At 45.2% G+C, this 23603-nt stretch carries 24 protein-coding genes and 2 tRNA genes; 18 read left to right on the forward strand and 8 right to left on the reverse strand.

All coding sequences use genetic code 11. The features are described from left to right. Nucleotides 1-490: ribonuclease HII (locus Q0Z62_RS07270; RefSeq protein ID WP_298052811.1), on the forward strand; the 490-nt coding region annotated here is incomplete at its 5' end. Then, on the forward strand, nucleotides 430-1269 hold the full coding sequence (locus tag Q0Z62_RS07275; RefSeq protein ID WP_367180551.1) for a TrmH family RNA methyltransferase: 840 nt from the start codon (nucleotides 430-432) through the stop codon (nucleotides 1267-1269). The genes Q0Z62_RS07270 and Q0Z62_RS07275, both read left to right, overlap by 61 nt. Before the next feature lie 8 nt (nucleotides 1270-1277). On the opposite strand, the gene Q0Z62_RS07280 is transcribed toward Q0Z62_RS07275, so the two are convergent. Continuing rightward, nucleotides 1278-1682: a YkgJ family cysteine cluster protein gene (locus Q0Z62_RS07280; RefSeq protein ID WP_298052813.1), complete on the reverse strand. Its 405-nt coding sequence runs from the start codon at nucleotides 1680-1682 to the stop codon at nucleotides 1278-1280. A gap of 152 nt (nucleotides 1683-1834) precedes the next feature. On the opposite strand from Q0Z62_RS07280, the gene nhaA reads away from it, so the two are divergent. Both nhaA and fdxA read left to right on the forward strand, forming a co-directional pair. Continuing rightward, nucleotides 1835-3187: a Na+/H+ antiporter NhaA gene (gene nhaA / locus Q0Z62_RS07285; protein ID WP_298052816.1), complete on the forward strand. Its 1353-nt coding sequence runs from the start codon at nucleotides 1835-1837 to the stop codon at nucleotides 3185-3187. Nucleotides 3188-3201: 14 nt separating this feature from the next. After that, the gene (gene fdxA, locus Q0Z62_RS07290) at nucleotides 3202-3534 is read left to right on the forward strand and encodes a ferredoxin FdxA (RefSeq protein WP_298052819.1); all 333 of its coding nucleotides are present in this window, start codon (nucleotides 3202-3204) and stop codon (nucleotides 3532-3534) included. Here fdxA and Q0Z62_RS07295 read toward each other — a convergent pair. Beyond that, nucleotides 3531-3902 carry a pyrimidine dimer DNA glycosylase/endonuclease V gene (locus tag Q0Z62_RS07295; protein WP_298052821.1) on the reverse strand — a complete coding sequence of 124 codons (372 nt, stop codon included), beginning with the start codon at nucleotides 3900-3902 and terminating at the stop codon, nucleotides 3531-3533. The genes fdxA and Q0Z62_RS07295 overlap by 4 nt on opposite strands. 54 nt (nucleotides 3903-3956) lie before the next feature. On the opposite strand from Q0Z62_RS07295, the gene Q0Z62_RS07300 reads away from it, so the two are divergent. Both Q0Z62_RS07300 and Q0Z62_RS07305 read left to right on the forward strand, forming a co-directional pair. Then, nucleotides 3957-4448, forward strand: a complete 492-nt coding sequence (locus Q0Z62_RS07300; RefSeq protein ID WP_298052824.1) for a hypothetical protein — start codon at nucleotides 3957-3959, stop codon at nucleotides 4446-4448. Nucleotides 4449-4554: 106 nt separating this feature from the next. Then, nucleotides 4555-5070, forward strand: a complete 516-nt coding sequence (locus Q0Z62_RS07305; protein ID WP_298052826.1) for a hypothetical protein — start codon at nucleotides 4555-4557, stop codon at nucleotides 5068-5070. 48 nt (nucleotides 5071-5118) lie between these two features. Here Q0Z62_RS07305 and Q0Z62_RS07310 read toward each other — a convergent pair whose 3' ends face one another. The 6 genes from Q0Z62_RS07310 to Q0Z62_RS07335 form a co-directional block, all read right to left on the reverse strand. Then, nucleotides 5119-6963, reverse strand: coding sequence for an ABC transporter ATP-binding protein (locus tag Q0Z62_RS07310; RefSeq protein ID WP_298052829.1), 1845 nt, complete (start codon nucleotides 6961-6963; stop codon nucleotides 5119-5121). A gap of 45 nt (nucleotides 6964-7008) precedes the next feature. Continuing rightward, on the reverse strand, nucleotides 7009-7944 hold the full coding sequence (locus tag Q0Z62_RS07315; protein ID WP_298052832.1) for a phosphatidate cytidylyltransferase: 936 nt from the start codon (nucleotides 7942-7944) through the stop codon (nucleotides 7009-7011). Next, nucleotides 7941-8576: a 1-acyl-sn-glycerol-3-phosphate acyltransferase gene (locus Q0Z62_RS07320; protein ID WP_298052835.1), complete on the reverse strand. Its 636-nt coding sequence runs from the start codon at nucleotides 8574-8576 to the stop codon at nucleotides 7941-7943. The genes Q0Z62_RS07315 and Q0Z62_RS07320 overlap by 4 nt, the downstream gene beginning before the upstream one ends. A gap of 1 nt (nucleotide 8577) precedes the next feature. Then, nucleotides 8578-9240, reverse strand: a complete 663-nt coding sequence (locus tag Q0Z62_RS07325) for a CDP-alcohol phosphatidyltransferase family protein (protein WP_298052837.1) — start codon at nucleotides 9238-9240, stop codon at nucleotides 8578-8580. 155 nt (nucleotides 9241-9395) lie between these two features. Then, nucleotides 9396-11123: a ribonucleotide reductase N-terminal alpha domain-containing protein gene (locus tag Q0Z62_RS07330; RefSeq protein WP_298052840.1), complete on the reverse strand. Its 1728-nt coding sequence runs from the start codon at nucleotides 11121-11123 to the stop codon at nucleotides 9396-9398. Then, the gene (locus Q0Z62_RS07335; RefSeq protein ID WP_269901967.1) at nucleotides 11113-12126 is read right to left on the reverse strand and encodes a ribonucleotide-diphosphate reductase subunit beta; all 1014 of its coding nucleotides are present in this window, start codon (nucleotides 12124-12126) and stop codon (nucleotides 11113-11115) included. Before Q0Z62_RS07335 ends, Q0Z62_RS07330 begins: the two co-directional genes overlap by 11 nt. A 1414-nt stretch (nucleotides 12127-13540) precedes the next feature. Here Q0Z62_RS07335 and Q0Z62_RS07340 point away from each other — a divergent pair. From Q0Z62_RS07340 to Q0Z62_RS07395, 12 genes are all read left to right on the forward strand, one after another. Beyond that, nucleotides 13541-13711 carry a hypothetical protein gene (locus Q0Z62_RS07340; protein ID WP_298052843.1) on the forward strand — a complete coding sequence of 57 codons (171 nt, stop codon included), beginning with the start codon at nucleotides 13541-13543 and terminating at the stop codon, nucleotides 13709-13711. Between the two features lie 222 nt (nucleotides 13712-13933). Next, nucleotides 13934-16390, forward strand: coding sequence for a ribonuclease R (gene rnr, locus Q0Z62_RS07345; RefSeq protein WP_298052845.1), 2457 nt, complete (start codon nucleotides 13934-13936; stop codon nucleotides 16388-16390). Nucleotides 16391-16424: 34 nt separating this feature from the next. Further along, complete coding sequence (gene rlmB / locus Q0Z62_RS07350; RefSeq protein ID WP_298052848.1) at nucleotides 16425-17183, forward strand: 23S rRNA (guanosine(2251)-2'-O)-methyltransferase RlmB; 759 nt, start codon at nucleotides 16425-16427, stop codon at nucleotides 17181-17183. Nucleotides 17184-17302: 119 nt separating this feature from the next. Beyond that, complete coding sequence (locus tag Q0Z62_RS07355; RefSeq protein ID WP_298052851.1) at nucleotides 17303-18544, forward strand: cystathionine gamma-synthase family protein; 1242 nt, start codon at nucleotides 17303-17305, stop codon at nucleotides 18542-18544. A gap of 256 nt (nucleotides 18545-18800) precedes the next feature. Next, nucleotides 18801-19073: an HU family DNA-binding protein gene (locus tag Q0Z62_RS07360; RefSeq protein ID WP_269901982.1), complete on the forward strand. Its 273-nt coding sequence runs from the start codon at nucleotides 18801-18803 to the stop codon at nucleotides 19071-19073. Between the two features lie 112 nt (nucleotides 19074-19185). After that, nucleotides 19186-19261 (forward strand) — tRNA-Val (locus Q0Z62_RS07365). A gap of 74 nt (nucleotides 19262-19335) precedes the next feature. Next, nucleotides 19336-19411: transfer RNA gene (locus tag Q0Z62_RS07370), tRNA-Val, on the forward strand. 284 nt (nucleotides 19412-19695) lie between these two features. Continuing rightward, the gene (locus Q0Z62_RS07375) at nucleotides 19696-20547 is read left to right on the forward strand and encodes an energy transducer TonB (RefSeq protein ID WP_298052854.1); all 852 of its coding nucleotides are present in this window, start codon (nucleotides 19696-19698) and stop codon (nucleotides 20545-20547) included. A 9-nt stretch (nucleotides 20548-20556) separates the two neighbouring features. Then, on the forward strand, nucleotides 20557-21423 hold the full coding sequence (locus Q0Z62_RS07380; RefSeq protein WP_269901984.1) for a MotA/TolQ/ExbB proton channel family protein: 867 nt from the start codon (nucleotides 20557-20559) through the stop codon (nucleotides 21421-21423). A 9-nt stretch (nucleotides 21424-21432) separates the two neighbouring features. Beyond that, nucleotides 21433-21888: a biopolymer transporter ExbD gene (locus Q0Z62_RS07385; protein ID WP_298052857.1), complete on the forward strand. Its 456-nt coding sequence runs from the start codon at nucleotides 21433-21435 to the stop codon at nucleotides 21886-21888. Nucleotides 21889-21916: 28 nt separating this feature from the next. Next, entirely contained in the window at nucleotides 21917-22600 is a 684-nt protein-coding gene (locus tag Q0Z62_RS07390; protein WP_298052859.1) for a response regulator transcription factor, read from the forward strand. Next, the coding region (locus Q0Z62_RS07395) for a HAMP domain-containing sensor histidine kinase (RefSeq protein WP_298052864.1) at nucleotides 22597-23603 on the forward strand (1007 nt) is incomplete at its 3' end. The genes Q0Z62_RS07390 and Q0Z62_RS07395, both read left to right, overlap by 4 nt.

The following is a 23603-nucleotide window of genomic DNA, read 5'->3' on the forward strand; positions in this document are numbered from 1 at the left end:
TAAACCGATTATAGAGTTAGCTGACTCTAAAAAATTGAGTGCAAAGCGGCGTGATGGGTTGGCTGAACGTATCAAGCAAGATGCCTTAGCGTGGTGTATTGCCAGCGCTAGCACTGAAGAAATTGATCAGTTAAATATACTGCAAGCCACTATGTTAGCGATGCAACGAGCCTGTCAACAACTACCTTTACGGCCTGATTTTATCTTAATTGATGGTAATCGAGTACCTCAGGATTTGAGCGCACCAGCACGAGCTGTTATCAAAGGGGATGACCAAGTTCCTGCCATCTCAGCCGCCTCTATTTTAGCGAAAACAGCGCGTGATGCCGCTTGTTTAATCATGCATGAACAGTATCCGCAGTATGCTTTTGATCAACATAAAGGTTATGGGACAAAACAGCATATGGCTCTACTTGAGGAGCATGGGCCTTGCCCAGAGCATCGTCGCAGCTTTGCCCCGGTCAGAAAACGATTGATGACAACACCATGAAGCATATTAGCTCTAAAGATAACCCCACGTTTAAACAGATTTTGCGGGTGGCTCAAGGGAAAAAAATAGGCTCCCCGCCATGGATATGGCTTGAGGGCTTAAATTTGGCTCATGCATGGTTAGATGAGGGCTATCAAATTGAATATGCGGTGTTTGATGAGCAGCGTGCAACAGACGTTACGTTAGCTAATTTTTTAGCTCGGATTGATCCGTCCATTTGTTTACAACTACCTACGGCCTTGATGCGTCAGTTATCTCAGGTAGAGCAAGGGCAAGGTGTTGGCCTAGTTGTGAGCGCTCCTACATACAGAGCGGATGAGCACATTACTCAGAGCTGTCTTTATTTGGATCGTATACAAGATCCGGGCAATGTAGGTACTTTATTACGTACTATGGCTGCCGCAGGCATAGAGCACGCTTATTTGTCGCCAGGCTGCGCGTGGGCGTGGTCGCAAAAGGTGTTACGCAGCGCCCAAGGCGCCCACTTTGTTATACGTATTCACGAAAATGTTTCCATTGATCATTTTCTAGCACGGTTAAAAATCCCTTTATATGCGACGGCCTTAGAGCAAGCTAATTCTCTTTATCAGGTTCAATTAGCGACGGAGGCCGCATGGGTCTTTGGCAATGAGGGGCAAGGGGTTGCGACGCCGCTATTGGCCGCGGCTGAACAGCGAATATTTATTCCTCAAGTCAGTACCGTAGAGTCCCTAAATGTCGCTGCCGCCGCTGCCGTCTGTTTGTTTGAACATAGAAGGCAACGGCTTAATCTGGGCTAATAATGCATTTATGCGGCTCGATCCATAGTAGATTCTTCGGGTGGCTCAGGTTGTTCAGGCAGTAGGCTAATTCCCAATTTAGCTCTTAATTTTTGGCATTCAGGGTTGGGTTGACCATGCATATCATAAACAAAAAAATCTCTGCATGGACTAGGGCGACTTGCGTAAATAGCACAGTGTATACCGTCCAAACCTAATTCACCTCTAAGGGCAATGCATCTTCCATCCCCTTTTTCGGTACCTTTCATACAGGCCCGTAGCGGTCCTATTTGGGTCGTGAGCTCTACGGGTACACAGCCGTGAGTTTCTCCAGAGAGTTCGCCACTATAAAAAGACACTCGATAATGAGCGCAGCACGCTCCGCAGCTTAAGCAGGGATTAAATTCGATAATTGAAGCAGATGCAGTAGTCATTTTTTTCAGGATAAAAAATGGAGTCTATGGTTTGCGATTTGCATCACAAGTCAAATTACGTTACGCTTTGCTTGGGTATTTGTCTAGCATGGGGTTAGATAAATAGGTAACGCGTAGGTCGGGCCGCCTATGCATTTTGTTTTTAACGTATTATGAAAAACCATACCTCCCCCAATACGCTTCCTTTGGGCCATCGCATTAGTCAATCCGTATCGGATCAAGTCTCCCGTTTAGTTCACATCGAAGCCTTTGGTGGCGTTGTGCTTATTTTAGCTGCTGTGGTTGCGCTAATTTGGGCCAACTCCTCCTATTCTCAGGGCTATCATGATTTTTGGAACCAAACGATAGGCTTTCAACTGGGCGATTTCTCCATGTCGGATAGCTTACATTTTTGGGTTAATGATGCCTTAATGACCGTGTTCTTTTTGGTTGTGGGCATGGAAATTCGCCGAGAAATACATCAGGGCGCATTATCGGATTTTCGTCAGGCCTCTTTGCCTCTTGCCGCCGCTGCAGGTGGTGTGGCTATACCAGCACTCATTTATGTTGCATTAAATATGGATCCAACACTGAGTTCGGGTTGGGCTGTACCCACAGCAACTGATATTGCATTTGCTGTAGGTGTGCTGGCGTTATTGGGTAAATCTATTCCCTCTAATGTACGTATTTTATTGCTTGCTGTTGCCATTATTGATGATATTGTCGCTGTCTTAATCATTGCTTTTTTCTATTCTGGTGGTTTGGATTACAGTGGTTTTTGGTATGTATTATTAGGCATAGTTTTGGTCATCACCTGGCAGCGATTAGGTATAGCTTCTGCATATGCTTACGTTATACCTGGTGCGGTACTTTGGTTTGGGGTATTAAAAACCGGAGCTCACCCTACCTTAGCGGGCGTGATCTTAGGCTTAATGACTCCCGTTTACGCACGTCCTTTACTTGAGGATCCGTTGGCTCAAGTAGAGAAAAACATGCATCTTATTCGTCAGCAAAGCGAGAGCCCTGATGCCGATGAGGTGGTGCTTTTACAGTCAATCGACAACATACGTCATGCACAGCGAGAAATGTTGCCGCCAGTAGCGCGTGTTCAAATGCAGCTACATCCCTGGGTTTCTTTTCTAGTGATGCCGATATTCGCATTAGCAAATGCGGGTGTTAGCTTTCAGGGGATTGATGTTTCTACCGGGGGCGCACAGACAGTCATGCTCGGTGTAATATGTGCGTTGGTCATAGGTAAGCCATTGGGTATTTTTGTGGCATGTCGTTTAGCGGTGGCATTGCGTGTTTGTCAGTTACCCGAAGGCGTTAGCTGGTCAGGTGTGTTACTGATTGGGCTGCTCGCAGGGATAGGCTTTACGATGTCAATCTTTATTGGCACGTTGGCCTTTAATGATGAAGCCTTATTAGGTGCAGCTAAACTAGGTGTGTTAACGGCCTCCTTGTCTGCCGCAATAATAGGTTTGTTATGGGGTGTATTTTATATACGCCGTTTACGTAGTTTTTAAGGATCAGAGTCGTTATGCCCTTTGTTGTTACCGAATCTTGTATTCAATGTAAATACACCGATTGCGTTACGGTATGTCCAATGGACTGCTTTTTTGAAGGACCTAACTTCATGGTGATCCATCCTGATGAGTGCATCGACTGTTCTATCTGCGTAGCAGAATGCCCAGTCGGTGCCATTGTCAACGCCACCGAGATCCCAGAGGATCAGGTGGCATTTATTGAAATAAATGCACGTTTATCTCAAGATCCGGCATGGACGCGTATACGTCGAGCTAAAGCCCCATTGGCAGACCATGAAAAATGGGCAAAAGTTAGCAGCAAACGTCATTTGTTAGCTATTGATTAGCTAGATCGCTCTGCAATTCGCTGTCGATTTAGTAATAAGGCATTCTCAGAGGGTTGCCAGTCATTCCACATATAGGCAGAAATATCAGCGTGTTCCTCAAACAAAGATCCCGTAAAGTTAGGCTGATAGCCGCGTCGTAGCATTTCTTGTACTAATTGTTGTTGGCGTAATGCCAGATACTTTAGTCTGGTATAAAAAAATAATACATGTCCTTGACCTAATACGTAGTCTTTGGGGCCATCACTGGCCTGAAAGCCTCGTTGGGCGGCTTTGCGTGCTAAAGAGAAAACACGAGGAAGCTCTCGGTATTCAGCCACTAAATGTTGTCGGCTGAGTTCTTCTACGGGTACACAGTTAATGCGCGTCATAAGGGGTGAAAAGCATTACAATAAGCCATATTTTGCTATTTTTGGATCTAAATTATGTTGTGGCTTGTGATTGCAATTGCATTGGTTTCTATTTGGTTAATGATAAAGGGTGGCGGTTGGTATTTTAAAGATGACCGTTCTACCGACTATGCGCCAACCAAACGTAAAGGTCTATATTATATCGTTGTTGGAGCAAGCCTAATGATGGGTTTAGCTTTTTGGAATGAGTTTGTTTATAAAAAATCACATTCTGCCCTTGAGCGCGAGGAAAAACGAATAGCCACCATTTGTACCGATGTGGTCAAAGCATATAATAAATCCAAAGACGATATCGAATTAACAATGACGGATATGAAACTCGTTCAATTTCCCTTTTTACCTAAGGCATCCTCCAAAGCAATCGGTGAGTGTCAGTTTGCAATTCAGGCAACCGTTGATGCAACGTTAAGAACAGGTGGCACGCACCCTAAGACCTATGATGCCAGGGTGGAGTTTGATCGCAGTACCGAGACATGGCATTTACGAGAGCTAAACTGGCTAGATTAAAATCCCTGATAAGTCATTATTTTCATCTTATTTGTGTCATTTATCTGTTATAAGATAGAAAGAACTGATGTATTTTTGTGTCAGACTTATTGCGGAAAATGAAAAAATGAAAACTGAAATAACAATAGATCGCAGCAAGGGAGCCTGGTTGAAAGGGGATGAGTGGGAACAATTAACAGGTGGGTTACCTGTATATCGTGGTTTTTCTCGCCCTCTAGCCGAGGATAAAATTACTATTTATGCCCCTGCTGATCGTAAGCCAAAAAATATTCCCGAGGCAGCACATCGTATCATTGATGATTGGTTTTTACATCGATTCGGGGTTCGCTTTAGAACACAGGCTGTATTTGGTACGGGAAGTCTAGAAAAAGCCATAGCGCATGCCGGAGACGACGGTGAGATTGGCTTAATCAGCCCTAATGCTGAATTCGCGTTTTGCTGGAGCCCCCAAAGCTATGACCTATTTGGCGAATACGCGCAGCTCACATCGGATGATCAAATTGCTGATATGTTAGAAAGCCTGCAATTTAGTGCAGAAAATCTTGAGCAGGCTGTTATGTCTGGTCATGAAATTATGTTGGCATGTGACTCCTTTACAATAGAGCGTATGCGCAGCATTTAAGATAAAAAGCGTGTTAGTTTGTTTAGCTAACACGCTTTTTATTTGAGATTACAGAGGGCCGTGCAGCGGCTCACCTAAAAAACCACCACTTTGATGTGCCCATAAACGGGCATAAATACCACCTAGTTGCAACAGCTGCTCATGAGAGCCTTCCTCCACTATTTGTCCTTTATCTAAGACAATTAACCGATCCATTGCAGCAATTGTTGATAAACGGTGTGCAATAGCGATAACGGTTTTCCCTTCCATTAGGTTATCTAAGCTGTTTTGTATAGCTACCTCTACCTCTGAGTCTAAAGCACTGGTGGCTTCGTCTAAAAGTAAAATAGGCGCATCTTTCAACATAACACGTGCAATGGCAACACGCTGACGCTGCCCACCGGAAAGCTTAACCCCTCTCTCTCCGACTTGTGCGTCATAGCCAGTATTACCATACATATCATGTAGGCCATCAATAAAATCCGTGGCTTCTGCACGTTGGGCCGCGACACGCATTTGTTCTTCTGTGGCATCTGGTCGCCCATACAAAATGTTGTCTCTCATAGAGCGGTGTAATAGAGACGTATCTTGAGTCACCATACCAATGGCGCTGCGTAAACTGTCTTGCGTGACATCAGCGATATTTTGCCCATCAATATAGATCTCCCCACTTTGTGGGTCATGAAAGCGTAAAAGTAAATTAACTAAGGTTGATTTGCCCGCTCCCGAGCGCCCAATTAAACCAATTCTTTCACCTGCGTTAATATGCAGGTTGAGTTGGTTAATTACTTTTTTTCCATTGTCCTTATAGCCAAAGTCCACGTTATGAAAGTGGATTTCACCTTTGGTTACCTGTAAAGTCGTAGCGGAAGGCGTATCTAATGTGGTTCTGGGTTTACTTAGTGTATTAATGCCATCTTGAATGGTCCCAATATTCTCAAATAGTCCGGTCATCTGCCACATCACCCAATGTGAGTAGCCAGAGAGTCGTAAAGCCATGGCAATGATGGCAGCCACGACTCCTGCGCTTGCTTGGTTTTGAGTCCATAGGTAGAGTGCTGTGCCTGTAGAGCTAATGAGTAGGCAGGTAATCATGATGTGATTGGTTGTTTCAAATAAACTGACTAAACGCATTTGTGCATAACCCGTCAATTTAAATTGATCCATAGCATGACGAGCGTAGTCAGCTTCTCTACGTGTATGAGCAAACAGTTTTACAGTAGCAATATTGGTGTAAGCATCTGTAATACGGCCGGTCATCATGGATCGAGCATCAGCTTGTTTTTTGCCTATCTTGCCTAAGCGAGGCACAAAATACCAACATGCGCTTGCGTAAGCGCATACCCAAACTAAAAAAGGCAGCATTAATCGTAGCTCGAATGTACCCGCTAAAATCAAAATCCCGATTAAGTAGATGCTGACACCCACTAAAACATCGACCAACATAAAAATGACTTCACGTACGGCTAAAGCCGTTTGCATAATTTTAGTGGTGATGCGTCCAGCAAACTCATCTGCGTAAAACGACATGCTTTGCCCTAGCATCAGACGATGAAATAGCCAACGTAAGCGCATGGGGAAATTGATGGCTAAGACCTGATGCATCACCACGGTATGCAGGGCAAGTAAAGCAACACTACTTAATAAAATAGCACTTAATCCTATAATCGTGCCTCGTTGGGATTGCCAGAAATCAGTGGGTGACACCGCAGATAGCCAGTCAACCACCTGACTCATGATGGCAAAAAGCATGGCCTCGTAACCGGCTAAGGCTGCCGAGGTAATGGTTAATAAGCCGATCCAACCGCGCATCCCTGCGGTACAGGCCCACATAAATGAAAAAAAGCCCGTGGGTGGTGTTTTGATAGGGGTGTCTGGGTAGGGGGCAATGCGTCGTTCAAAAAAAGAAAACACGATATAGGTTCAGTGAGTATAGGTATTAGAGATAGCAGAGCAGGATTAGGTGTAAAAATACCTGACTATATGAAAGAACACTGGGGCTGCAAAACAGAGCGAGTCGGCCCTGTCTAGCATGCCGCCATGACCTTCGATAAAGGCACCAAAGTCTTTGATGCCTCGGTCACGTTTCACGGCAGACAGACATAAACCACCGGCGAATCCAACTAGATTAATAACCAATGCAATTAAAAAGGCTTGCCAGGGGGCAAAAGGAGTGAGCCACCACAACAAGGAGCCAAGCACACTCGCAGTGCATACACCACCGACTAGGCCTTCAAGGGTTTTATTAGGACTGACTTTGGGTACAAGAGGGCGCTTGCCAAATAATTTGCCAAATAGGTACTGCAGCACATCTGACATTTGTACTACGATCATTAAAAATAAAAGCAGTTTGATGTTCTGGTCTTCGTAACCATCTATAGAAAGAATTAAAAGTGCAGGAGCATGACTGATGCAATAAATCGCAATCATGGTGCTCCACTGAATTTTAGCAGCTCGTTGTAAAAAATGTTGTGTATCCCCTGCTAAAGCCATGCGAGTGGGGATAAACAGAAAGGCATATACTGGAATAAAGATAGAAAACAAGCCATACCATTCAATACCGACTAGAAGATATTGAATGGGAAGAATGACAAAAAAGCACCAAAATAGGGTTTCATGGTCACCTCGTCGAGTTGGGCTTAATGTAATGCATTCACGTAATGCTAGAAATGACATGATGCCAAAGAGAAAAACGGAGCCTATCAATCCCATGCTAATCGCAAGCACTGAGATAATACACATCAACCACCAGGCGCGAATGCGTGCATTTAAATTCAGTATGACTGGGGTAGGTCCTTTTGTTTTTTGTAAAACCCACCCAATGACAGAGGCAAAGGCCAGAAAGCTAAATAAACCACTTAATAGATAAAAAAGTTGTTGGTCCATGTGCGTCATGAAGCTAGCTCCTCTAGTGCTTTTTTAGTTCGCTCTAAAAAGGCCAAGCGAGTTTCAGTTGGATCAAAATGTAAAGGAGGCCCAAACGTAGCAGAGCAAATAATGGGGACAACAAGACGCGACCCTTTAGGTAATACACGATTTAGATTTTCTAAATAGACAGGGACTAGCTCTACATGTGGATTTTTTTTGGCTAAATGCCAAAGACCACTTTTAAAGTTTTGGATTTTTTCACCACAATTACGTGTGCCTTCAGGAAATAGAATAAGTGCATGTTGCTGATCTAGGATGGGCTGTAACTGATCAAGAGGATTGCTACGTGAAATCGTGGAGGAGTCTTCTGAGGAGTTAGCGGTTTCTCGGTGAATAAGGACGGCTTTAAAAATGTGTTGGGCTATATAGCGTCGTAATGTTGTTTTAGCCCAATAGTCGGCAGCGGCAACGGGGTGAATTTCACCACGTAAATGAGCGGGGATACTAGACCAAACGACAAGGCTATCTAGATGGCTACTGTGATTGGCATAGTAAATTCGAGCTTGTCCTGTATGAGCGGGACTAAGCCAACGAGCTCGTACGCCTGTTAAAAGTCGACAAAGAAAAACCAAGAGCGAAGAAGCCAGCGCATTAAACATACTAGGTGTCTTCCTTTGTGTTGTTTAGGTCACGAGCTACTAGGCGTAAACGTAAGAAAACGGTGAAAAGAGAGCCAAACAACAGAATCCAAAGGGTTATAAATAAAACTAATTGTGCTTTTTCTATAGGTAGAAAAGCAGCAATAAGGGCTGCCAGAGTTAGGATAGCCATTCGTTGTTGTTTAGCGAATGGGCCTATAAAACGTTGCGGTAAACCGCATGAGCCACCAAGTAATCGAACATAGGCGGTTAATAGTGCAACCACAGAGACGGCCCAGGCAAGTGTTGCTGCTGTACTAAATAACAATAGCCCATAGCCTACTCCTAAAAAAAGTAAGCTATCAGAGATGCGGTCAGGCAGATCGTTATATATTGCTCCGATGGGGCTGTGTTGTTTGCCTTCTATGGCGACCATACCATCAAATAAATTACACAATAATCGGCCTTGTATACCTAATGCCGCTAACACTAAAAATAATCGAGTGATGAGAGCGGAAGAAAAGTAAAAGGCAAAGGCAAATGCTAAAGCGCTTAATAACGCAAACACCATGCTGAAAACAGAGATCGTGTTTGGCGTGATGTTTTTTTGTGCGAGCCAATGTGCGCTGTGTTGTGCCCAACGAGCACTGCGTGTAGAGATGGGACGACGATCAGTGGTAGGCATAAACGAAAGCTCGTAGTTAGTCTAGAGAAAATATGAAATCATCATACTGGATTATGACGCATATATAGATGAATTAAGCTGTGATGGTATTTATATAGTAGGCATAAAAAAACCCATATCGATAAGGATATGGGTTTTTTGACACGAATTAGGAGCTAGGCTGAGCAAGACAAACATTCATCTGGCACGACTACGCCACTTTTTGAGTAGAAGTAGTATTGGCTTAAGACATTTTCATCTAAAAACGCCATGGTAATGAGTTCAGCAATTTGATCTTCAGAGCCTTCTTCAGCAACGAAAAAGTTTAACGATTGCCCTTGGCATGTGTACTTTTGACGTTGAGAGGCATGACGTAGAATGATTTTCTGCTCTACTTCGTAGGCATTCATAAAGACTTGCTTTTCTTCGTCATTAAGCCAGTCTACGTGCTGCACGCTACCAATATGATTAATGATATCGCGAATGGTACTTTCGTTATATACCCCTTTTTCCTTCATTTTCTCATAGAAGACAGGAGGGATACGACGTAGCTCGCCTACAGCCGAAGCCATGTCAAACACCATGCCTGGATCTGGTGACCAGGATTCGCTTACGCCACCCATAAGTAGGGCAGTGGATTTGGTTGGGGCATAGGCAGTACGGTGTGTGTTACGTACGCCATAACCTTTACACCACTCGGGCTCACCGAATTTTTCGGCTAGCCATTTTGATGCGCGTAAGGATTCCTCTGAGATATGCTTGGCCATTTCATTGGATAAGAACTGTGCCTCAAGACCACTATAAGGAATACCTTTGGATTGCAAGTAAGTATGGAAGCCCATTGCACCTAATCCGATAGCACGACCTTTGATAGTGAAGTCTCGGACTTTTTCTAAACCAGGTACGCCTTCGCTATTGCGTATAAAGTCTTCACATAGGCAGTCTAGGAACACAGTTGCAATAAAAACAGAGTCTGATTCTTTGATTTTGTCCCAGTTCGCCAGATTCATAGAGGCTAAAATACATGAGTAGGTGTATTCTTCTGAGCTGTGCAGCATAATTTCTGTACATAGATTTGTGGCTTTAATATCTAAGCCAAGATCTTTGTACATTTGTGGGCGTTGGCGATTGGCCTTGTCAATAAAGAAAAAGTATCCCTTACCTGTGACTAACTTAACGTATAGAGCGCGAGTAAATTTGCGTTGAGCATCGGCATCACCCTTTTTTAAGGCGTCCACAAAGCTATCACGCACAATCCAGCCAAAATTTTTACCGTCAGGATCACGCATGAGCATGTCAACGGCTTCGTCCCAGTCGGAGTGTTCAATGTCTAAATAGCCAGCTACCGCACCGCGGCGATTACCGCCTTGGCTGATTTTAGAGGCACATGTAAAAAAATCCTCCATGACTGGCACCGGGCCACTGGCCTCGCCCCCTGCCGTGATGGGGGCGCCACGTGGACGAATGGAGCTAAAGTCTGCGCTAGTACCAAATCCATTTTTGGATAACAGTGCCATTTCTTTCAGGCTGTCGTAAAAAGACACGACGCTATCGCCAATAAACTGCCCAGAGCATGAAACATTCATGCCACGGTCTGTGCCGGTATTGGATAGAGCCGGTGTAGCGGGTGACAGAATCCCATTCCAGAGCTCATTGAAAAAGAGTTCTTCCCATTTTTCTTCTTCTCCGACCATGTATTGCGCAAGTGTTTTAGCAATAGTACGGTGGCGTCCTAATAGACCAGGCTCATCTTTATATTGGTATTTTTCTTTAAAGAGTTGCCAGCCTTGGGTAATGTACCAGTCAGGTAGATGGCCAATGTCTTGCAGGTGCTTACGCTCCGCACTGAGCTGCTCAAACATTTGAACCTTATCTTCACTGATTCCGGATTGTCTAAAGGACATTTTCGACCTCTTTTCTAAATGTAAGCTTATAGCGATCCCAGTTTCGACGGTACTGAATTTGTGTGCCAGCAAAAAAATCAGGGACTTTGACGGTATTTAATTGATCATAGAACCAACCGGAAATAAGTCCTGGCTCTTGATCGAACATCTTAGGCATTTCTAATCGTTCTAAAACGATATTGACACGATCACGTACAAATTCGAGTAGTTCGTCTTTAGTGGTGACGCGATTACCTGGGATTTCAAACATTAAGTCAATAATACGGCTTTCGTGCAGGTACAGCTGCTCTGCCATTTTCCAGATGACTTCGCGTAATGCCTTATCTTGCTCTTCGGTATGATGACCTAGAGCTTGGCGTTCGTGTTTGCATTCTTTGTGTAAAAAGCTAGAGGCAATAGAGTGGAAATTCTCATCTTTAGCTGAAGCATCAATGCCAGAGACAAAGTGGGGAATTAAGTTAAAGCCACGACTATTGAAACCTTTGAAAAAGCCAAAAGCAGAGTAAAGCACCACGCCCTCAAGGAGTGCGAGTGCGGCTGTGACCTCAAGGGGGCAGTCGCTAGCGGCATAGCCATCAATAAAGGCAATACGCTCAGCCAAGATCGAGTCACGTTTCCATTGCGTGTAGAACTCGTCCGTAGAATTCCCCATTACGACGTTTCCTATATCGTAAAAAGGGGCGTGTACGTGAAGCTCTACGTCAGTGAATTTGGCACACATACGAGCAATTTCTGGGCGAGGAAACATTTTTGGGATTTTGCCACCCCATAAGTTTTCTCCGCCTAACATGAGTTCGTATTGAGTGAGGATGGACTGAGCCGTAATAACACCGTGGCTTTCTGCCTTGTTTAGGTTTATTTTAAAGTCTTGCTCGTCTTCTTCTACACCTAACTCTTCGGCGGTCCAATAGATGTCTTGTTGGCCAATGGCCATTTCAGTAGCCCACGGATACCTAGCTACGTAGGAATCGGTAGGGGTTTCTATTTGACTTTTATAGATCATAAACTCCTAATCCTTGATTGATTTGGTGGGCGCGGAGTAAATGCTCAATCTATAGCATGATGGCTATGACGGGCAGCAGTTGCGTCCAAGGGGGTGGGTGGCCCTTTGATATGTATGGGGTCGGGATTGTGTTTTGGTATGTGGATGAATTAAATCCAATCATACGCGGTATACTGTAATTTTGTACAGTAGTGGGTGTTTGTATATTAAGTGTTATTTAATGATATTGCTGGTAGAGCCTGTGGGCGGCAATGGCTTTGGTGTCTTGCAGCTAAACAGACTGAGCTAGCACCTAAGCCATACATGCTATTGGGGCATGAAATATGGCATTGAGGAGTAAGTCGTATCATGGCAGAACATCATTAAATATCAGAAATTAGGGGGGCTAAAATTAAAGCAAAAGCTATTCTAGTACAACAAGACAAGCCCATAAAGCGGCATCAAAAGGGGTTGATTATTTCCGAAATCAGCTCCTGATCTGTGAAGCATTGCAGACATGGGGCTTTGCCAGTTATGTGATGGTTTTTACCGAAGGAAATTTATCGCAATGACCACTTTTTTGTTGTTTTTTAGGCAAATGTAAAAAAGTGGTGGGGCGGGTCAAACCACAACATTTTGTGTTGCTGGTTAGAATAATACGCCTAACTTGTGGTTTGGGGCAAGCCCATAAATGTTAGCGTGTAAATAGCTGGCATTTTTTTCTTTACCCCCTAGAGGGGGAGAAAAGCTCGTCAATTTAGGCGCGACGGCCTTTAATAACGGCGTCAATTAGCTAGTCATAACGACAGCCTAGGGCATCATAAACGAGAGTTTTGCGAATCGCAAACTGTTGTGTGGACCGAGTCTAATAAAACACGCAGGACCAAAGTGCAACATATGGAATTAGAGGAGGGCTGACATGAAAATCAACAGCAGTAGATTCTAGCATTGAGGGGCATGAATGGCGAGCGACATGCCGTAATACAGACATAAACGCCATGATTTGGCTCTTGCTGTTGCCTCGCTAACGGACAAGAATTGTAAAAAGATTTTAAAGCTTTAAAGAAAGTGACAAACAGTGACTATAATTTAGACCTATTTTTTAGGTCTAGGGCCTAATCTCACTTTTTAAATCGTTGTTATGAGAATTATTTTATTTTTATCTAAAAGTGACTAGAGAACATAAGTCTCCCCCCTAATAATACCTGCTTAATAACGAAGGGTTAATAGATATGCTTGCGTAAATTATTGTTTTTGATTGTTATCAAATGAAGAGGGGTAGAGTTAGGGCTGATAGAGGATGCCGGATTAGGTGATATGTGCAGATGATAAAGGCCTAAATCAGTTTAAAGCGGGCATTATGTACTGATCTCACGTATGCTGTCAGAGTGCCTCAGTCGTTTACTGTGGCGACCAATATTGATAGGAAATCGAAATGGATCAAGACAATAAGCCCATGAAGAAAAAAACTAAACCCAATTATTTTGAGCAGTTGATGGGTGGGGCAGGGGGACGACCAGCTAAAAATGCGGTGGTTGGCTCTTCTCGATCCTTGTCTGCCAATAGTGGCAAGCGATTAGGCAAAGGAAATGCCAGAGGGCGTTGATTGATTGTTAAGCGAAACAAGAGGCTAATCGCATACAGCCCATCGGAGAGGTAACAGGGGCCTAAGGCAACGGTTACCCATTCCGTCATCAAAGCATATCGTTGTATGCTATGGCTATAAGAAGTGATAAATTTAGTTCTTTGACCTTGTTTTTGAGTGCATAACGCGCAAAAATTAGGGTGAAAAATTATAAATACAGTATTTTGAAAATGGAAGTCCTCTTTGACTAAAAAACCAACTACTCCTAACCATGACGCGGACGAAGGTGTGGACCGTTATGATTTACCCCCTGACTTTGATCCCTATGTCCCAAGTCGTGAAGAAATTTTAACGTGTCTACGAAATAGCTCCGAGCCTCTCTCCATAGAGACACTGGCGCAACAGTTAGGTATTGCGGTGCCATTGTCAGTGGGTGCAGAACGACGTCTGGCGGCGATGCGACGAGATGGCCAAGTAACGATCGATGCAAATCAGTGTGTGGTGTTGAATAGTAAAAACCCATTTGTATCTGGTCGGGTTCAGGGCCATCGGGATGGGTTTGGATTTTTGATTCGTGATGATGGTCAGCGCCCGGATTTATTTCTATCACCCCGAGAAATGATGCGCGTTTTGCATGGTGATCGCGTAGTAGTTCGCCCAGATGGTGAGTATCGCGGTAAACCCGAAGCCGTTATTGTCGAGGTACTAGAGCGTCCAACGAATCGCCTAGTCGGACGATTACATAAAGAACAGGGTATTTATACTGTTGCTCCTGAAGATCAACGAATTAAACATGATATTTTTATTGCACCAGCGGATATTGCCGGAGCAGTCGATGGCCAGGTGGTCACTGTTGAGATCACTCGACAACCCGCTCGTCATTTGCAGCCTCAAGGAAAAGTCATAGAGGTATTGGGCGAGATCGATGATCCAGGAATGGAGATTGAAATTGCAGTACGCAAGTTTGATGTGCCAGTGGATTTTTCCGAGGCAACACTGGCCCAGGCTGCAAAAATCCCTCCCGCATTACGCGCGATGGACTATAAAGGACGTGTGGATTTACGTGATTTGCCATTTATTACGATTGATGGTGAGGACGCTCGTGACTTTGATGATGCCGTCTATGTCGAAGAAATCAACGTGGGTCGAGGCAAAACCTACCGTAAAGGGTGGCGTTTATTAGTTGCTATTGCCGATGTGAGTGCCTATGTGCGTCCAGGAGACGCGATAGATCAAGACGCGATTGAACGCGGCACAAGCGTGTATTTTCCGCGACGTGTCATTCCGATGCTGCCGGAGGCTTTGTCTAATGGCATTTGTTCACTAAATCCAGGCGAGGATCGATTAACGCTAGTCTGTGACATGGTGATTCCCGCTGAGGGCGCCAGAGCAGGCAAGATTACGGCCTATCAGTTTTATCCGGCTGTTATTCACTCCCATGCTCGGACCACTTACACGCAAATCTGGGAGGCCCTACAGCAACCTCAGGGGCCTGCTGCTAAGTCCTTGGGTGCTATATATGCCCAAATTCAAAGCAGCTATGAGTTATTTACGATGTTTTTGGCTCAGCGCAAAGAGCGTGGGGCCATTGATTTTGACACCGTAGAGACCAAGATCGTTTGTAACGAGCTTGGACGTATAGAACGTATAGAACCTTTAGTTCGTAATGATGCTCATAAATTAATCGAAGAGTTTATGTTGGCGGCCAATACTTGTGCGGCGGACTTCATTGCGCGTAATAAGCGATTTGGACTCTATCGTGTCCACGAAGGGCCGACAGTAGAAAAGTTACAAACGTTCCGAGAGTACCTACGTACTCTAGGGTTGTATCTGGAAGGCGGTGATGAGCCGACTACAGCAGACTATGCGCGATTGATTGATGCAGTACGGGGTCGTACTGATTTTGAGGTCATTCAAACCATGTGTTTGCGATCCATGCAGCAAGCCATATACAGCCCTGAAAACGGTGGGCATTTTGGCTTGTCTTATAGTTTGTATACCCATTTTACCTCACCGATACGACGTTATCCCGACTTATTAACACATCGCGTGATTAAGTCCATTTTAAAAGGCCAACGATATGTTCCCGAGATTGGGGATGAAGAGGGCGATGAGCTGTTAACGCGTAATCAGAAAGAGTTTTCTATTTGGGAGCGTCTAGGGGTTATGCTGTCTGCACGAGAGCGTCGTGCCGATGAGGCTTCTTATGATGTGCAGGCGTGGTTGAAATGTTATTTCATGAAAGATCACGTCGGAGAGGTATTTAGCGGTAAAATCACGGGTGTTGCCGCCTTTGGTATCTTTATTACGCTTGATACGCTCTATGTAGAGGGTATGGTGCATGTATCTGAACTGGGTTCGGATTATTTTGTCTATAACGAGGCCAGCCATGATTTACGTGGTGAACGTACGGGTATGCGTTATAAATTAACGGATGCCGTTCAGGTGCAGGTAGCTCGGGTTAACTTAGAGACAAGAAAAATAGATTTTCGATTGATGGAAGGTAATGGCTATAAAAAGCTGACGACTTCCCCCAATCCAGAGCGAACAGGGCGCTCACAAAAAAAGGCGGCGCCCCCTAAGCCCAAAGAGCTTAAAGGGACTGCCAGTGAGCGTCGTGCCGCCGCACGTAAGGCTGCCCGTAAAGCCGCGGCGACAGAAAAAGCAGCAACGCGTAAAGCCAAGCGCCCACGTCGTTAATTATTTTTTATTTATAGATTTATAGGATAGTTTTATGTCATTGCAAATGCTGGCGGGCTTTCATGCGGTACAAGCCCGCATTCGTCACGCAGCCGAATCCATCAAAGAGCTCTACGTTGAGCAAGCACGTCGTGACAAGCGTATGCAAAACTTTATTTCTCAGGCTGAGCAAGCTGGCTTACGTATTATTTTTGCTGATAAAGCACGCTTAGACAATATGGCCAAAGGTGTGCGTCATCAGGGTTTAATTGCGATGGCAACAGAGGTTGAGTTGGCCATGGATGTAGATGATTTACTCGATGCGCTTGAGGATCAAGGAATTAAACCGTTGTTGCTGATTTTAGATAGTGTGACGGACCCTCATAATCTGGGGGCGTGTTTACGTACTGCAGATGCTGCCGGAGCCCATGCGGTGATAGCACCTAAAGATCGTGCAGTGGGGTTGAACCCGACGGTGCGTCGTGTTGCATGTGGGGCAGCAGAGACCTTGCCTTATATTACGGTAACTAATTTAGCGCGTACTATGCGCCAATTGCGTGACAGAGACGTGTGGTTAGTGGGTACAGACGATCAGGCGACCGAGTCTATGCATCAAGTCGATGGTAAGCGTGGTATGGCATGGGTGATGGGGGCCGAGGGCGAGGGCATGCGACGCTTAACTCGTGAGACCTGTGATGAGTTAGTTAGTATCCCCATGTTGGGCTCGGTAGAGAGCTTAAACGTGAGTGTTGCCAGTGCTGTATGCTTATATGAAACCTTGCGTCAACGTCAAATACCTACTAATAGTCAGTAGATATAGCTAAATTATCTAAGCTTATGTTTTAGAACGCGGGTTTCTCACCGCATAATAAAACATCAGGTTTATTATTTGTGATTATTAGGCCGCTTTATGCGGCCTTTTTGGATTTGGCTATGAGTAAAAATGGATTCACTACAGATGTTGTTCATGCGGATAGACGTAGGGGAACAGAGCATGGTGCTGTGCATCAACCGCTCCATCCTTCATCTGAGTATGCGTTTAAAGACGCTAGAGAACTAGCCGCTGTTTTTCAGGGCAAATCAGGCTTTAGTTATGCGCGTCAGGGTACGCCGACTACGGCAGCCCTAGAGCAAAAAGTGACGCAGATGGAGCAAGGTGTTGCCAGTGTCAGTTTTGCCTCCGGGATGGCAGCCATCAGCGCTATCTTTTTTACTCTATTGCGTCAGGGCGACCATTTAATTTGCAGCAAGTATATATTTGGTAACACGAACAGTGTTTTGGGTACGTTGCAGCAATTTGGAGTCGAGGTGTCTTTAGTTGATGCAACGGATGTTGAGCAGGTCAAAGCCGCAAAAAAAAGCACCACGCGGATGGTATTTGTGGAAACCATTGCGAATCCAGGCACACAATTGGCCGATTTAGCAGGTATAGGTGAATGGTGTGGTGATGAGCAGCTGTTGTATGTGATCGATAACACACTGAGCGGGCCCTATTTAGCACCAGCAAAGCTGTTTAAGGCAGGCTTAGTAGCTAACTCTCTATCTAAATCCATTGGTGGTCATGGCCATGCCTTAGGAGGGATGGTAACGGATACGGGCTTGTTTGATTGGGAAAGTTATCCTCATATTTTTGATGCATACCGAGTGGGCAATAGCCAAGCTTGGGGAATGGCTCAAATTAAGAAAAAAGGGTTACGCGACATGGGGGCAGCCATGAGCTCGGATGCGGCGCACCGTTTAGCCGTAGGTGCAGAAACATTACCCCTACGTATGCGCCAAATTTGCAGCAATGCGCTAAGCCTCGCTCAATTTTTAGTGCAGCAACCCCAAGTTGTAGCTGTTCATTACCCAGGACTGGCTTCTCACCCCCAGCATCAACGCGCTACCGATTATTTTCAGGGCTTATATGGTGGCCTGTTAGCGGTAGAGCTACACCCATCTATTGATGTATTTGATTTTTTAAATCGATTAAATGTCTTGGCACTTTCTACGCATTTGGGTGATAATCGCAGCCTTGTTTTGCCGGTAGCGCATACGATTTACTACGAAATGGGAGCCAAGCAGCGAGCCTTAATGGGCATTGCCGATGGTTTATTGCGTATCTCCGTTGGCATAGAGGAGACGCAAGATTTGCTAGCTGACTTTAAACAAGCCTTAGCTGCTTACCCAATGTAAAAAAATATTTTTAGGGCTCCTTGTGCTTATTTATATCTCTAGGTGTTCACATTCTGCCGGTTAAATGTTAAAAACACAGTATTGATGCGGCTTTCAGCGTAGATGCGCCTTGACAGAAGGACTAAAACTAGGCTTAATACGGCATTGTTATGTACGCATTTTGGCTTTTGTCAGCGGATTGCCGTCACTACTTTTTCTCAAACGCAGTCTATCTATCCGATAGCACTGTCACATATTATTCAGGGGTAATTCTTAAATGAATAAAACCGAGCTAATCGACTTCATTTCTAACAAAGCAGATCTATCCAAAGCAGACGCAGGTCGTGCTTTAGACGCTTTCATCGATGCGGTTACCACCACACTCAAAGACAAAGACTCCGTAACTTTGGTTGGTTTTGGTACATTTGCTGTGTCTGAGCGTGCCGCTCGCACTGGTCGTAACCCTCGTACTGGTGAAACTATCGAGATCAAAGAAGCCATCGTGCCTAAGTTCCGTCCCGGTAAAGCCTTACGTGACGCCGTAAACTAAATTGAAAAGTAGGGCTGTAAAAATAAATTCATAAACTACTTGCATTTATTTCAAAGCGGCCCTATAATTATTTTTGTCGTCGCAGCAAAGACTGCGTACAGCAAGGCCAAATGGGTGTTTAGCTCAGCTGGTAGAGCGGCGCCCTTACAAGGCGTAGGTCGGCGGTTCGATCCCGTCAACACCCACCATTATCCTTGTTGTACAATAAGGACTTAATCAAGATAAGTCCTTTTATTTTTGCTAAGACAAACAGACACCAAATGGGTGTTTAGCTCAGCTGGTAGAGCGGCGCCCTTACAAGGCGTAGGTCGGCGGTTCGATCCCGTCAACACCCACCATTTATGTCTGATAAAAATAGAACTAATGCATATTGCTTAGTTCTTTTTTTTTGCCTTTTTCTTCTGATCCTTTCGATCTGTCGTTTCTCCTCCTCCCTAAGCTTATATCTTTAATCTGGCCTTAGCCATTTTTCTTCGTTATAACAATAAAAAGCGAGTTTATAGGTATATCTGTATACGTTATATAAATGGTATTGATAACTATTCTCATTACTGTTAAGATAGCGCTTTAGTTAAGCTGCCCGATTGGTAAGCTTTGTTATTGTTTATTTGTAGGCGCTGTTATGCCACACCCGTCTCGTAATCAGTTGGAGCGCTCCCGTTTTTGGTTAAAAACGGTGGGTCTCACTACAGCTATTGGTCTGCATGCAGGGGTATTTGCATTTTTAATGCATAGTGCCCAACCTAAAATGGCAGGTGAGCCAGCCCAAGAAGAAATCATTGGTGTGAGTTTGTTCGATTTGAATGAGCTTGAGGAAAATGTGGTGGCAGAGGAGGTCTCAGAGCAAGTGACTGAGGAAACCATTGCAGAAGAGCCTGAGATAGAATCTGAGCCGGAACCGGAAATCGAACCCGAACCCGAGCCTGAACCTGAACCTGAACCGATTGTTGAGGAGGCTGAGATTCCTGAGCCCGTCGTAGAGCCACCTAAAGTAGAGCCTGCGCCCAAGCCTCGCCCAAAGCCAAAACCGGAGCCCAAACCGGAGCCCAAACCGGAGCCCAAGCCTAAGCCTCGGGCAGAACCTAAACCAGAAGCGGTTGTTGGCGAGGAAACTAAACCCGCTACAGCACCGGTTGTGAGCAATACAGAGCAGCCAACAGGGGGGCAGCAAGCCCGTGCAGTAGACCCCAGTCAGCCTAGAGTGGTTAATCAAGTGAATTACTTGGGAGCGCCTCCACGTCCTAATTATCCGCGTGCAGCACAGCGCCGTAATGAACAAGGTAAGGTGATTGTGCGGGTATTGATTTCTACGCAGGGTACCGTTGCTGATGTATGGGTGAAAACCTCATCAGGTCATGATCGATTAGATCAAGCGGCCCTTGCTGCGGTACGAGGTGTAAGGTTTAAGCCTTATACCGAAAATGGCGTTGCTTTTAGAGCAATGGCCGATATTCCTTTTGACTTTGTTTTATAGGACTCAGGCATGATGCAGGAGCTATTAGAGCTAGTGGTGCTAACTGCAGCACAAGCAAGCAGTATCAGCAACGACTTACAAGAACCCGTACAGCAGGCCGCACAGGCTGTGTCCCAAGCTGCATCGGCATTATCTACCTCTCCTATTGCATTAACTCAGGCTGAGGCTCAGGAGGGTGGTATGTTGCACTTTATTGCTCAGAGTGATTGGGTGGGTAAGGGGCTATTTGCTGTATTGATGATCATGTCAGTCGCTAGTTGGTATTTGATTATTGTAAAAAGTATTACCTCATACCGATTAAAACGGCGTTCACAGCATTTTTTACGTGAGTTTTGGGCGGCAAGCTCATTAGAGCAGGTAGAAAATGAGATTGCGACACATGGTGCAAACGAACCATTTGCCCATTTAGCGAGTCACGCGATTCATGCTAAAGGACACCATGCAAAATACGGTGCATTACGGTTAGAGGAAAAAGGGTCTACGGAGTCTTTTGTGACGCGTATTATGCGCAAAGTGATTGATGAAGAGACGGCTCGTTTAGAAAATGGCCTGACCTTATTAGCCTCTGTGGGGTCCACTGCGCCCTTTGTGGGGTTATTTGGTACGGTTTGGGGTGTCTATCACGCTTTAATTAATATTGGGTTATCCAGCGAGGTAGCTTTAAATAGTATCGCTGGGCCAGTGGGAGAAGCGTTGATTATGACTGGTTTAGGCTTGGCTGTAGCCATTCCCGCTGTCTTAGCTTACAACGCATTTGTACGCACGAATCGAGTGTATCTGGCTCAATTGGATGCTTTTGCTCACGACTTATTTACGTTCCTGACAACTGGGCAACAGGTCGCAGATAGCAACGGCAAACTACACAGTGTGAAATAGGAATACATCATGTCCTTTGGAAGTTTTGATCGAGGTGGGGCCCAAAATCATACCAATGCAGAAATCAATATGGTGCCGTTAATTGATGTGATGTTAGTGCTATTGGTGATTTTCCTCATTACGGCCCCCTTGCTTACGCACTCTATCTCCGTGCAATTACCACAGGCTTCTGCACAACCCGTCGAAAATGAGAAAAAATCCTTAGATTTAGCTGTTACGCCGGAAGGCTTGCTCTTTCTTGATAATGAACCCGTGGAGCTTGAGGATTTGACGGCAGTATTGAAACCTTTTTCTTTGGAAACTCCTCAGCCTGAGATTCGCATTCGTGCTGATCAAGAAACGCGTTACGAGGTATTAGCACAGGTCATGAGCCGAGCTAAAGCTTCGGGCTTAACACGATTAGGTTTTGTGACTCGCCCCGATGCGACGGCCAGTTCGGCTACGGCTGAGACAACCACTCCCTAAAACGTGGCTCTCAGTATAAAATACGCTAATGCGAGTATTAATTATTGAAGATGACCGCGTTTTAGGACCGGCATTACACGACTTTTTACGTACCCAAGGTTACGACACACAGCTGATTACCCAAGGTGATCAGCTGTTGCCGTGTGTTAAGCAACAGCGATTTGATTTATTGGTGTTGGACTTAAATCTACCTGGGCTGAGTGGTTTAGCCGCTTTACGTGTATTGCGCGAGCAAGGGCATGATGTGCCGGTGCTCATCCTGACGGCACGAGACGCACTGGAGGATCGAGTCGCAGGCTTAGATGCGGGGGCGGATGATTATGTGACTAAGCCCTTTGAATTAGCCGAGCTAGCTGCCAGAGTAAGGGCCTTAGTGCGTCGTCATCACGGTCAGTTGCAAAATACCCTTGAGCTAGGTGATTTGCGTTTAGATATACAACATCGTGAATTGCTTTATAAGGCACAACGGCTCAGCGTATCGGTGCGCGAATTTTCTTTGCTTGAACTCTTAATGCAAAGGGCGGGTAAAGTCGTGACTAAGCAGCAGATTATCGACTCACTCTCTGAGACAAACGCCGATTTTAGTGATAATGCGGTCGAGGTATATATTTATCGCTTACGCAAGCGCTTAGAACACACCCAAGTGGTTATTCAGACAGTGCGAGGCTTTGGCTATGTATTGGAGTTATCAACTCCTACTGATTCCGCATGACAGCGCTTCACTCCATTCAGCAGTCGCTTAAAAAAGGGAGTCTAGCCCGACATTTAATGATGAGGCTATTTCCCCCTATTGCCTTACTCGTGGTGCTGGACTTAGGGGTGACGTGGATTTTAACCAGTCGTATGCATTTAGAAGACTGGTTACTACGTGACATTTTTTGGACGATGCTCCTAAGCCAATTGCTGTGGGTGGCTTTATTTGGTTGGGTGTTAATTACTGGATTACGATCTGGCTTACAGCAGGTACAACAGCTTGCCGAAGATATTGCCGCTCAAGACGCAGAGCAGCTTCAACCTTTAGTTGCTAATGATTTACCCGCAGAACTGCGTCCATTAGTGGATCATTTTAATCAGTTATTATCGCGCTTGGATGATAGTGTTGCAGCTCAAAAACGATTTATTGCCCATGCCGCACATCAACTTCGTACCCCTTTAAGTGCTTTACGACTTGAGTCGGAGCTAATGCTAGCTAAAGAGCTGCCAGAGGATCTGCGAGATCAAGTGCAGCGGGTTAAGTTAAGCACAGAACGTATGATACGTTTAGGTCAGCAATTACTTGTGCTCGCCAGAGCTGATTCAGCCGCCAGCCCTAAGGATCGGTTCGTGCGTTTGGATCTATGTGAATGGGCGCGTACCAGTGGTGCGGAGTGGTTGGGTGCGACAAAGGCAAAACAGGTAGAGTTAGGTTTAGTTGCTCCAGATTCGGCTGTTTGGGTTGATGCGGACCCCTTACTATTAGATGAGTTATTAGCTAACTTAATAGATAATGCGTTGCGCTATGCCCAGGCTGAAACAAGCATTTGTTTACGGGTAACCGCCAACCCCCCCACATTCAGTGTTGAGGATGATGGTATTGGAATTAGTTTTAATGAGCATCACCAAGTCTTTGAAGCCTTTTATCGTGGCGTAGGCAATCAAAGTGATGGTTCCGGCCTAGGGCTTGCTATTGTGCGAGAAATAGCATTAGCACATGGGGCGGGGTGGAATCTATTAAG

Source organism: uncultured Paenalcaligenes sp. (assembly GCF_947630565.1).
GTDB classification, from domain to species: Bacteria; Pseudomonadota; Gammaproteobacteria; order Burkholderiales; family Burkholderiaceae_B; genus Paenalcaligenes; species Paenalcaligenes faecalis.